The organism is Streptomyces oryzae (genome assembly GCF_017676365.1).
In the GTDB taxonomy this organism is placed as follows: domain Bacteria; phylum Actinomycetota; class Actinomycetes; order Streptomycetales; family Streptomycetaceae; genus Streptomyces; species Streptomyces oryzae.
This window is the reverse complement of the sequence record NZ_JADKMA010000227.1, coordinates 1-11,622: the sequence shown is the minus strand read 5'-3', so window position 1 is coordinate 11,622 and position 11,622 is coordinate 1. Positions and strand designations below refer to the sequence as shown.

The 11,622-nt window shown below is 72.4% G+C and carries 10 protein-coding genes; 9 read left to right on the top strand and 1 reads right to left on the bottom strand.

Annotation, left to right across the window (positions count from 1 at the left end; all coding sequences use genetic code 11):
- Positions 1 to 118 precede the first annotated feature (118 nt).
- The 9 genes from ITI46_RS30190 (at position 119) to ITI46_RS30150 (ending at position 10,645) form a co-directional block, all read left to right on the top strand.
- Positions 119 to 1,420: a TadA family conjugal transfer-associated ATPase gene (locus ITI46_RS30190; protein ID WP_209243109.1), complete on the top strand. Its 1,302-nt coding sequence runs from the start codon at positions 119 to 121 to the stop codon at positions 1,418 to 1,420.
- A gap of 4 nt (positions 1,421 to 1,424) precedes the next feature.
- Positions 1,425 to 2,435 (top strand): type II secretion system F family protein, encoded by a 1,011-nt coding sequence (locus ITI46_RS30185; protein WP_307808383.1) that lies wholly within the window; start codon positions 1,425 to 1,427, stop codon positions 2,433 to 2,435.
- Positions 2,432 to 3,361 (top strand): type II secretion system F family protein, encoded by a 930-nt coding sequence (locus ITI46_RS30180; protein WP_209243106.1) that lies wholly within the window; start codon positions 2,432 to 2,434, stop codon positions 3,359 to 3,361. Before ITI46_RS30185 ends, ITI46_RS30180 begins: the two co-directional genes overlap by 4 nt.
- A gap of 46 nt (positions 3,362 to 3,407) precedes the next feature.
- A complete protein-coding gene (locus ITI46_RS30175) occupies positions 3,408 to 3,662 on the top strand; it encodes a hypothetical protein (RefSeq protein WP_209243105.1) in 255 nt (84 codons plus the stop codon).
- 95 nt (positions 3,663 to 3,757) lie between these two features.
- Complete coding sequence (locus ITI46_RS30170; protein ID WP_247746815.1) at positions 3,758 to 4,138, top strand: TadE family protein; 381 nt, start codon at positions 3,758 to 3,760, stop codon at positions 4,136 to 4,138.
- Positions 4,138 to 4,563, top strand: a complete 426-nt coding sequence (locus tag ITI46_RS30165) for a TadE/TadG family type IV pilus assembly protein (protein ID WP_209243104.1) — start codon at positions 4,138 to 4,140, stop codon at positions 4,561 to 4,563. Before ITI46_RS30170 ends, ITI46_RS30165 begins: the two co-directional genes overlap by 1 nt.
- Positions 4,560 to 5,042, top strand: coding sequence for a pilus assembly protein TadG-related protein (locus ITI46_RS30160; RefSeq protein WP_247746814.1), 483 nt, complete (start codon positions 4,560 to 4,562; stop codon positions 5,040 to 5,042). The genes ITI46_RS30165 and ITI46_RS30160 overlap by 4 nt, the downstream gene beginning before the upstream one ends.
- A 61-nt stretch (positions 5,043 to 5,103) precedes the next feature.
- On the top strand, positions 5,104 to 8,766 hold the full coding sequence (locus ITI46_RS30155; protein WP_247746813.1) for a hypothetical protein: 3,663 nt from the start codon (positions 5,104 to 5,106) through the stop codon (positions 8,764 to 8,766).
- A gap of 319 nt (positions 8,767 to 9,085) precedes the next feature.
- A complete protein-coding gene (locus ITI46_RS30150) occupies positions 9,086 to 10,645 on the top strand; it encodes a vWA domain-containing protein (protein WP_209243102.1) in 1,560 nt (519 codons plus the stop codon).
- A gap of 104 nt (positions 10,646 to 10,749) precedes the next feature.
- Here the strand turns inward: ITI46_RS30150 and ITI46_RS30145 are convergent, their stop codons facing one another.
- Positions 10,750 to 11,355 (bottom strand): LysM peptidoglycan-binding domain-containing protein, encoded by a 606-nt coding sequence (locus ITI46_RS30145; protein ID WP_209243101.1) that lies wholly within the window; start codon positions 11,353 to 11,355, stop codon positions 10,750 to 10,752.
- Between the last annotated feature and the right edge of the window lie 267 nt (positions 11,356 to 11,622).

Below are 11,622 nucleotides of genomic sequence, written 5' to 3'. Positions count from 1 at the left end.
GGCTCAGGGGGTTCAGGGGGCGGCGTAAGGCGGCAGCGCCCGCGCCCACGCCGCCCCTTCCGTTGCCCGGGAGCGGGGAGCGGTCACGGGACGAGGGGGCTGCTTCGTGAGCGGGAACATGGTCGACCATCAGCTGGTGAAGCGGTTCCGGCAGGAGGCCGGGGACCGGATCGCCGAGCAGCGGCGAATAGACCAGGCGTCCGGTGTGGCGCCGATGACCACCGAGGACGAGCGGCAGTTCGCGCGTGCGGTGATCGCGCAGATCCTGGAGGAGTACGCGCGCTCGGAGATCACCTCGGGCCGCACCCCGCCGGACGCGCAGTCCGAGGAGGCGTACGCGGCGGCCGTGCACGCCGCGCTGTTCGGCGTGGGGCGGCTCCAGCCGCTGCTGGACGACCCCGAGGTCGAGAACATCGACGTCAACGGCTACGACCAGGTGTTCGTCGGCTACGCCGACGGCCGCGAGGTGCGGGGTGAGCCGGTCGCCGAGTCGGACGAGGAACTGATCGAGCTGATCCAGATACTCGGCGCCTACTCCGGCCTGTCCTCCCGCCCATTCGACTCCGCCAACCCGCAGCTGGACCTGCGGCTGCCGGACGGCTCCCGGCTGTCGGCCGTGATGGATGTGACGCGGCGCCCCGCGCTGTCCATCCGGCGCGCCAGGATGGGCAAGGTCTTCGTCTCCGACCTGATGGGAAACGGGACGCTCACCCCGGAGCTGGGCAGCTTTCTGACGGCGGCGGTGCGGGCCCGTAAGAACATCATGATCGCGGGCGCGACGAACGCCGGCAAGACGACGCTGCTGCGCGCCCTCGCCAACGAGATCCCGCCGCACGAGCGGCTGATCACCGTCGAGCGCGCGCTGGAGCTGGGCCTGGACCAGTTCCCCGAACTGCACCCGAACGTGGTCGCGTTCGAGGAACGGCTGCCCAACTCCGAGGGCCAGGGCACCATCAGCATGGCCGAACTGGTCCGCCGCTCACTGCGCATGAACCCCTCCCGGGTGATCGTCGGTGAGGTGCTCGGCGACGAGATCGTCACCATGCTCAACGCCATGTCCCAGGGCAACGACGGCTCGCTGTCCACGATCCACGCCAACAGCTCCAGCGAGGTCTTCAACCGCATCTCCACCTACGCGCTGCAGGCGAACGAGCGGCTGCCCATCGAGGCCACCCAGATGCTGATCGCGGGGGCCATCAACTTCGTCGTCTTCATCGAGCGCCGCAACGCCTTCGCCAGCGGCGGGCGGCTGTCCCGTTCGGTCACCTCCGTACGGGAGATCAACGGCGTGGACGGCCGGGTGCTCTCCAGCGAGGTCTTCGCCGAGGCACCCGACGGGCGGCTGCTGGCGCACGCGCCGGTCACCTGCGCGCAGGAGCTGGCGGTCCACGGATACCAGCCGACCGGAAACTGGGGGTGAGACCGTGCCTCTCGACGGTGGTACGGGCGGCATCTTCTCCCTGCCCACCCTCTACGCGCTCGCCTGCGGCGTCGCGGTCGGCGGCGGTATCGCGCTGCTGATCGTCGCGCTGCGCGGGCTGCCGGCCAAGGCGCCGGACGAGCAGCGGGACGCGGGAAAGCGCGTCGCGGAGCTGGTCAGGTTCATGAGCCGGCGCGGCTCCATCGCGGTGTGCGCCGGGCTGCTGGTGCTGCTGCTGACGCGCTGGCCGGTCGCGGCGATCGCCACCGGCATCCTCGTCTTCGTATGGGACCGGCTCTTTGGCGGCGCCGCCGAGGAACGGGCCGCGATGAAGCGGGTGGAGGCGCTGGCCGCGTGGACGGAGTCGCTGCGGGACACCATCGCGGGCGCGGTCGGCCTGGAACAGGCCATCCCCGCCTCGGCGCGCGCCGCCGCGCCCTCGCTGCGCCCGCACCTGGACGCGCTCATCGACCGGCTGCGGGCCCGCACGCCGCTGCCCACCGCGCTGCAGCACCTGGCGGACGAGCTGGACGACCCCTCGGCCGACATCGTCGTCGCGGCCCTCATCCTCAACTCCCGGCTGCGCGGCCCGGGTCTGCGCGAGGTGCTTGGGGCGCTGGCCAAGTCGGCCCGTGAGGAAGTGGACATGCGGCAGCGGGTGATGGCACAGCGCGCCTCCACCCGGCGCAGCGTGCAGATCGTCGTCGGGGTCAGCGTCGCCTTCGTGCTGGGCCTCGCCGTCTTCAACCGGGACTTCGTCAAGCCCTACGGCACCCCGCTCGGCCAGGTCGTACTGGCCTGTGTGTGCGCGATGTTCGCCTGCGGTTTCTGGTGGCTGCGCAAGCTGTCGCGGATCGAGACCCCCGAGCGGTTCCTGATCCACGCCGACCAGCAGGCTCCGGCGGCCCGCGCGGGTCAGCCGGAGGAACGGGGCGGGCAGCAGGCCGGACGGGGTGAGCCCGCGGCGTCGCGGGGCGAGCGGGCCGTCGGGGGAACGGAGGCGCTGGAGCGATGAACACCTTCACTCTCACCGCACTCACCGGAGCCGTGGCCGGGCTCGGTCTGTTCCTGCTCGTACGGGCCCTGGTCCCCGGCAAGCGGGGTGCCGTCGCCTCCGTCGCCGAGATCGACGCGCTGCGCGCCCGCGCCGCCGCCCACCAGCCGGGCACCGGGGTGAACCCGGAGGAGAGCGGCCGGTTCGCCGCTTTCCGGGCGCGGGTCGGCCTCCGTGTCGCGGAGTTCTATCTGCGGCAGGGCTGGGAACTGCGCAGCCTCAGGTCCGACCTGGAGGTGCTGGAGCGCCGCTGGGAGAACTTCCTCGCCACGAAGGTGCTGCTGGGCGCAGCGGGGCTGTTCTTCGGGCCGTTCCTGTTCTCGATCGGCTGGCTGATCGGCTTCGGCCGCAGCCCGCTGATCCCGCTGTGGCTGGCGCTGTTCTTCGCGGGGCTGTTCTTCATGCTGCCGGACCTGGAGGTGCGCCGCGACGCCGCCGCCAAGCGACGCGACCTGCGGCGGGTGGTGGGCGCCTATCTCGACCTGGTGGCCATGAACCTGGCGGGCGGGCGCGGACTGCCCGAGGCGCTGAAGGCGGCCAGCGAGGTCAGCGACGGCTGGGCGCTGCGCCGGATCCGCGACACCCTCGCCGACGCGCGGATCACCGGCCAGAGCCAGTGGGCCGCTCTCGGGGACCTCGGCATCCGGCTGGGGGTCGACGAACTCAAGGATCTGTCGGCATCCTTGGCGCTGGTCGCCGACGACGGCGCCAAGGTCCGCGCCTCGCTCTCCTCCCGCGCCGAGACCATGCGGCACCGGGAGCTGTCCGAGATCGAGGGCAGCGCGGGCGAGAAGTCCCAGTCGATGCTGGTGGCCCAGTTGATGCTCTGTGCGGGCTTCCTCGTCTTCCTCATCTATCCGGCGGCCATGCGCGTCTTCCAGATCTGACCACACTCCGAGCCCCCCACTCCGAAGCCAGAAAGGACTGAGAACGATGCCGAATCCCATTCGCTCGATCAGTCATCCTGCCGTCACCTTTCTCGTCACCTTCCTGCGCGGCCGGATTCAGCGCGCCCGCTCCGGCGAGCTGGACCGGGGCGCGTCGGCCGTCGAGTGGGTGATCATCTCCGCGGTCGTGGTGGCGATCGTCGGCGTGGTCGCCGCCATCATCAACATCGCGCTGCGCAGCGGCGCGACGAAGGTGAAGGACTGCATCGACGGCGCCGACGAGGACGGCACCTGCAAGTAGGGCGAGTGCCTGTGAGAGGGGTGAGAGCGGAGCGACGGCTCGTCGCATGGGTACGCCGCAGGTGGGAGGCAGCCTCCCAGCGCGGCGAGAGCGGCATGACCGCGATCGAGTTCGTGCTGCTCACCCCGGTGCTGTTCTTCCTGATCTTCGCGACGGTGCAGTTCGCGCTGTACTTCTTCGCCGACCACGTGGCACAGGCGGCAGCACAGGCCGGCGCCCGTAAGGCGCGGCAGGAGGCGGACGCGGATCCGGGCGGCTGGCGCGCCAAGGCGCGGCAGACCTCCGGGGAGTACATCGAACAGCTCGGCCCCGAACTGATCCTGAACCCCGATGTGAAGCTGCTCGGCCCCGACAACAACACCGTGGGCGTGGAGATCCGCGCCCGGGTTCCCTCGGTCTTCCCCGGTCTCGACATGGACGTGTACGCCATCTCCCGGGGCCCGGTGGAGCGGTTCGTACCGGATGGGGGTGGCTGATGACAGGCAACTGGTGGGCCTCTCGCCGGGGCGGCGACGCGGGGCTGTCCACGATCGAGGTCGTCATCCTCGCGCCGGTGATGATCCTCTTCATCCTCGTCCTCGTCGCGTTCGGCCAACTCGTGGACGGGCGCGGAGCGGTGGACAGCGCGGCACGGGACGCGGCGCGCGCCGGATCGCTCCAGCACGGCAGCCACGCCGCGGCGATGTCGGCCGCACAGCAGGCGGCCGACGCCACCCTCAAGGGCACCTGCGCGGGGAACGTGACCGTACGGGACGCGGGCAGCGACTACCGCTCCGGCGGGCTGTTCACCGTCGAGGTGAGCTGCCGGGTGCGCGGCCTGGGCATGCTGGGACTGGACATCGCCAAGGACATCTCGGGCCGGTCCAGTTCGCCCATCGACCCGTACCGGAGGACCGGATGAGCCGGGGGAGACGCGCCCTCAGCGCAGGGGCGGACGACTGGCTGCGGGTCAGGCGGGAAGCCTGCGACGACAGCGGGTCCGGCGCCGCGGCGGTCATCATGTTCGCGCTGCTGTTCATGGTGCTGGCCGCTTTCGTGGTGGACGGCGGGCTGTCCATCTCCAAGCGCGAGCGTGCCGCGGACATCGCCGAACAGGCGGCCCGCTACGCCGCGCAGGACATCGACGAGGAGGCGCTGCGCGCCAGCCAGGGCCGCAACGCGCCCATCAACTACGAGAACTGCCCCTCCCGCGTCCACCAGTTCGCCACCCAGTCGGGCCTCTCCGGAGCCGACGTGGCAGCCTCCGGCTGTGTGTCGGCGAGCGCCCAGCAGGTGCGGGTCCGGATCCGGCTCACCTACCGTCCGGTGCTCACCGGGCTGTTCTACAGCGCACCCATCACCGTCCACGGCACGGCGACGGCGGAGTCCGTGACCGGGTGACCGGCCAGGACCCACCGCCCCCTCATCCACGTCCGCACTTCTCACACTGGGAGCACACGACATGGCGCGCCGCAGTTCGACACCGGCACCGGCCCCCGGCGGGTCCAGGTCCCGCTCGCGCTCGCGCACGCCCGTGCCCGTGCGCACCCGGCGCACGTTCGGGGATGTCCTCAAGGCGTTCTGCGCCTTCGTCGCGCTGGCCGTACTGGTGGCCGGGGTGCCGCTGGCGCTGGCCTACTTCATCGGCTGGCCGCTGCCGCACCGGATGCCGTCGCTGGACATGCTGCGCCACGAAGTCAGCGTCGGCGTCTTCATCAACGTACTGACGGTCGTCGTCTGGCTCGCCTGGGCGCAGTTCACCGCCTGTGTGCTGGTCGAGGTGAAGGCCGCGCTCTCCGGCGTGGGCCTGCCGGCGCGGGTGCCGGGCGCGGGCCCCAGCCAGCTGCTGGCCCGGCAACTGGTCACCGCCATCCTGCTGCTGGGCTCCAGCACGGCGAGCTTCGCGCCTGGCCTGGCCCAGCTCGGCCACTCCGTACAGCCGCACCAGGGCGCGCAGACGGTGGCCAGTGCCCAGCTCCTTCCCGGCCAGCAGCGGTCGGGCGAGGTGGCGGCGCAGGTGGACGGTGCCGGTGCGCATGTGATGGGAGGGGGCGGCTCGGACACGGTCGTACTGGCCGGCGGCGGCAGCGGGCAGGCCGATACGCCGCAGCAGGCGTCCGCGCAGGGCGACACCTCGCGGGCCGCGAAGACGAAGTTCTACCGCATCCAGCCGCCGGTAGGCCGGCACCACGACTCCCTGTGGGAGATCGCCCAGCGGCATCTGGACGACGGCCGCCGCTACAAGGAGATCTACCGCCTCAACAAGGACCGGGTACAGCCGGACGGCTCCCGGCTGTCCGAGGCGAGCCTCATCCGGCCCGGCTGGATCATGGAGATGCCCGCCGACGCACACGGCGGCGAACTGGTCGAGATGCCGGACGACACGGAGGAGCTGGACGCCAGGGAGCGTGCCCAGTACGAGCGCTACCAGGAGGGTCGGGCCCCCGGCAACGCACCACAGCAGGACCGCCCCTCCCACCAGGAGCGCCCTTCCCAGCAGGACGAGGACCGCCCGGCGAAGGACCAGCCCACCACGCCGAACGACGACTCGTCGGACCACGACTCGTCGGACCACGACTCTTCGGACCACGACTCTTCGGACCCGGGCTCTCCCGGGAAGGGCTCCTCGGACCAGGCCCCCTCCAAGCCCGACACGGACTCCTCCGAGGACGGCTCCCACGACAGCTCCGAGGACGGCGACAACCCCGAAATCGCACCCAGCGTCCCGGACGAGGACGACCGCGGTGACGGCAGCGAAGACCTGTCGCCCACCCAGCCGGACCAGGAGATCCCCGAAACCCCGGAAGACGACACCCGCCCCAGCGACCGGCCGGGCCCCGGCGGCCAGGACAGCCAGGACAACAAGGACGGCAGCTCGGACGACTCCGGCGACTCCGACGTCGATGTACGGCCCGACACGGAGGAGAAGCTTCAGGTTCCGCCCGGCGAGCACTCGCCCGACCGCGAGGAGCAGTCCGTCCCCGAGCGGCCGGCCGAGCAGCCGACACGCACCGACGACCTCGGCGACGCGGAGGACGACGACGGCCTGCCGGGCCCCGGCATCTCCCAGCCGGACGACATCCGCCCTGGCGCCCCGGACACCCGGCCGGGCGGTACGCCGCACACGCCCGTGCAGGACGAGCCGGCCACCCCGGCACCGGACCACAGCCGCGACGGCGGGAAGGGCGGCGGCAAGGGCGGCGACAGCACCCCCTCCCGGCTCGACCGCGCCGAGCCCCCGGACGGCGACCGCACCAACCAGCTCGACCGCGCCGCGAAGGCGGAGGACGGCGGCGTACTCGGTCCCGTCGGGCTGCCCGAAGCGCTGCTCGGCGCTCCGCTGCTGGCCGCAGGAGTGCTGGCGGCGCTGGGCCGCCGACGGCGGACGGCGCTGTGGCAGGCGGTCACCGGCGGCTCCCGGCGCTCGCCGGGCGAGGACTTCACGCCCCCGTCGGACCCGGCCGCGCAGGCCCGCGACGCGCTGCTGGTCGGTGCCGACCCGGCCGCCGTACGCTTCCTCGACCGTGCGCTGCGCGGGCTGGCCGAGGACCTGGCCGAAGCGGGCCGGGAACTCCCCGTCGTCTACGCGGCCTGGCTGACCGGGCAGGACCTGCATCTGCAGCTCGCCGAGGAGGGCGAACGGCCGCCCGCGCCCTGGCGGTTCGGCCAGAGCCCCAGCTTCTGGACCATCCAGCGGTCCCTCACCCGCTTCGACGTGGACACCAGCGGCCCCGCGCCCTACCCGGCGCTGGTCAGCCTCGGCCTGCGTGGCGGGGCACGGCTGCTGCTCAACCTGGAGTCGGTGCCCGGACTGGTCTCGGTGGCGGGGGACGAGGACCGGCGTACCGCCGTCCTCGCCTCCATCGCCGCCGAACTCGCCACCGGAAGCTGGTCCCGTGGGATGGATCTGACCCTGGTGGGCTTCGGTGCCGAACTGACCGCGCTCGCCCCCGAGCGGGTGCGGTATCTGGCGGATGTCCCGGCGCTGTTGCGGGAGCGGGAAGGCGCGCTGACCCCGCAGGCGGCGGCACCGCAGGTGGTGCTGATCGGCGTCGAACCCGACAAGGAGGAGGCCCGCAGGCTGGCCGCGCTGGTCACCGAGAGCGAGGGCCCGCGCGTCGGCTTCGTCGTCGGCGTCTCCGGCGGGCGGCTGCCCAGCGTCGTATGGGAGTTCACCATCGACGCCGAGGGGACGCTGGCCGCGCCGCGGATGGGGCTGGAGGTACGGGCCCAGCTGCTGCCCGACCCGCTGCGTGCCGCGGTGGTCGAGCTGTTCGCCGACACCGACGGCGACGGCGAACGGGGCGAAGGCGGGCGCGGCCCCGGCTTCCGTGTCGATCTGAGCGAAGACGGACGACCGGCCGTCTACGCGCGGATCATGGGCAACTACGACGTCACCGGCATCGAGCCCCCCGAACAGTCGCGCAGCGCGCTGCTGCACGAGGCGCTGGCGCTGCTGCTGCTCAACCGGGACGGTGTGCACCCGCGCGTACTGGCCTCCGCGCTGTGGCCCAAGGGCGTCACCGACGACGTGCGGGACGCGCTGATCGAACGGCTGCGCGGCTGGCTCGGGATCGAGACCGACGGTACGCCCCGGCTGTCCACCGGCAGGGACGGGCGGCTCGTGCTGCGGCCCTCCGTCGTCTCCGACTGGGACGTGCTGCGCACCCTGCACCACGGCTGCACGGGGGAGCGCGGCGCGAAGCTGGCGGCGCAGGTGCGCCGCCAGAAGCTCACCGAGGCGCTGGAGCTCGCCCGGGGCCCGCTGCTGGCCGACCGGCCCGAGGGGCGGTACGGGTGGCTGGCGCACGACGTCGTCGAGGCACAGCACCCGCTGCTCGTCGCCGAGGTCGGGCTGGCCCTCACCGCGGAGTGCCTCCGGTTCGGGGAACCCGAGGCCGCGCTGGACGCCGTGCGGGCCGCGCTGCGGAGCGCTTCGGCGGACGAGCGGCTCTGGGACGCCCTGTTGCGGGCCGCCCATGCCACCGGCCGGCCCGGCGCCCTCGACGAGGCGGTGAACTGGGTCGCGGACCGCGCCGCCCAACTCCACGGCGCCGAGCGCGGCCTCCCCCCGAGGACCCAGGCCCTCCTGGAAGAGCTGGCGCCGGGGGCGTACCAGCGGTAGGGCTTGTCCGTCGATCCTGCGTGCCCCGCATGGGGGCTGCGCTTGCCCACCCTGCGCCCTGGGGGCACCTCCCGGACGAAGTCTGGGGGAGCAGACTGCCCAAGCTTGCGGGTGGCAATTGAGGGGCGCGGGGAACTGCGCGAGCGACCACAACGCACCCGCAGTCTGCAACGCACAGGCAGGGGCAGCCCCTTCCCAGTCCACAAGGGACACAGGTCCCAAGTTGTCATCAAATCGCGACCAGTCGCAGGGGTCCCAGCCAGGACGAGGCCCGTCACATCGAGGCAACGGGAGCCCGACAACGGTGTGAGGGGACGCAATGAAACGGGGACTGGCGGCGACAGCCGCAATCGCGGTGGCCGCAACAGTGCTTGCCGGATGCACAGGCGGCAGCACGGGGAACGCGGAGACGGCCGACTCCGCGAAGGGCAGCGCACCCGGCGCCCCCGGCCACGCCGAGGGCGCCCCCGCACCGGGCGAGGTCGCCCCCACCAAGCCCACCGAACCAAAGGACTTCAAGTCGACGTTCGCCCTGGACGTCGACACCGCGTCCTACAGCTACGCCCAGCGCACCCTCCGCGACGGCGCCCGCCCGGCCCCGCAGACGGTGCGGACCGAGGAGTTCGTCAACAGCTTCCCGCAGGGCTACCAGCGGCCGAAGGGCGACGGCTTCTCCGTCTCGGCGGACGGCGCCCGCACCGGCGCGGCCGGCTGGTCGCTGATGCGGGTCGGACTGGCGACCCGGAAGACCGACCCGGACGCGCCGCGCCGCCCCGCCGCGCTCACCTTCGTACTCGACGTCTCGGGCTCGATGGCCGAGCCGGGGCGGCTGGACCTGGTCAAGGACGCACTGCGCACTGCGGCGGGCCAACTGCGCGGCAGCGACTCCGTTTCGCTGGTGACCTTCAGCGGTGAGGCCACGACCGTCATGCCCATGACCCGGCTGGACGATGGCGGCCGCGGCAGGCTCCGCGCTGCCGTGGCCAAGCTGGAGCCGCAGTCGAGCACCAACCTCGGCGCCGGGATGAAGCAGGGCTATCAGCAGGCGGCCGAACACCGCCGCTCCGGGGCCACCAACCGGGTCGTCCTGATGTCCGACGCGCTCGCCAACACGGGCGAGACCGACGCGAAGGCGATCCTGGGCGAGGTCGCCAGGCACCGCAAGGAACAGGGCATCTCGCTGTTCGGCGTCGGCGTGGGCAGCGACTACGGCGACGACCTGATGGAGCGCCTCACCAACAAGGGCGACGGCAGCACCGTCTACATCTCCACCCGCGGCGAGGCGCGCGACGTCTTCGTCAACCAGCTGCCCCGCAACATCGAACTGCGGGCCCGCGACGCCAAGGCGCAGGTCGTCTTCGACCGGGACGCGGTGGACGACTTCCGGCTGCTCGGCTACGAGAACCGCAAGGTGGCCGACGAGGACTTCCGTAACGACACGGTGGACGGCGGCGAGGTCGGTCCCGGCCACACGGTCACCGCGCTGTACGCGGTCCGGCTGAAGCACGGCGCGACGGGAAGGGCCGCCACCGCGACGGTCCGCTGGCAGGACCCCGACAGCCGGAAGCCGCACGAGAAGTCGCACGAGGTCGCCACCACGGCGCTGACCGCCGACAGCCTCTGGAAGGGCGCGGACGTCTCCCCGTATCTGCGGCTGTCGGCGGTCGCCGCCTACTTCGCCGACGCGCTGCGCCGAGGGGAGGGCAGCGCCTCGCCGGGCCCCGAGCCGCAGCCCGCGGAGCCGACGGCCGAGCCGCTGCCCGCCGCGCCCTCGCTCGGCAAGCTGCGCAGCGAGGCGGACCGCCTCGCCGAGGAGCCGGGGCTGCGCTCGGCGGCCGGGCTGGCGAAGAACATCAGCCGGGCACAGGGCGCGCCCTGAGCCGCGGACACCGGCCCCTGATCAGGGATGAAAAGAACCGTGGCCCGCGCCCTCGGGGGAAGAGGCGCGGGCCACGGCAGCTCGGCGGGGAAACCCCGGCGGCCTCAGCCGACCTGGAGCTTCTGGCCCGGCACGATCAGATCGGCGTCGCCGCCGATGGTGGACTTGTTGTCCGTGTAGAGCTGCTTCCAGGTGGTGCCGTGCGCGTCGGCGATCTTGCCGAGGGTGTCGCCCGGCTTGACGGTGTAGTTGCCGTGGCCCTTCTCGGGCGCCGACTCCTGCTGCGGCTGCGCCTTGTTGCCGCCGCCGTCGGGGTTCACATCGGCCGCTGGGCCGCCCGAGGTCAGACCGCCCGCGCCGGCGCAGGACCAGGCGCCCGGGCCCTGCATCTTCAGCAGCTTCTCGGCGACGGCTATCTGCTGGTCCTTGGTGGCCAGGTCGGCGCGCGGCGCGTACTTGGTGCCGCCGGCCGCGGCCCAGCTGGAGTTGTTGAACTGGAGGCCGCCGTAGTAGCCGTTGCCGGTGTTGGCCTGCCAGTTGCCCGAGGACTCGCACTGGGCGACCTTCTCCCAGGTGTCCACCGAGGCGGCCTGCGCGCCCGTGGCGGAGACCAGCGGGATGGCGACCGCAGCGCCTGCGACGCCGGTGACGGTGGCGATACGGGCGGCCTTGCCGGTACGACGGTGACGGCCCTTGCCGGAGAACAGCATGCTCTTTCTTTCCTTCGGTCGCGGCTGTCCGCCTGCGAGTTCGAGGCGAACGTGTCGAGCGGGAGCGACCGTAAGCACGAGCTGTCCGAATGCTCCAATTAAGGGCAGCAAAGATCGTTAAAGCCGCTTGACACCCAACGGCGGCATCTGTGCTGGTGATGCGGTTGCCCGGAGATCGGTTCGGCCGGGTGTGACATAGCCGTTGGAGACAAGCGTCACAGATATGGGCGATTTGCCGGGGGTTGGCGGAGGGCCGGGAGTGGGGGG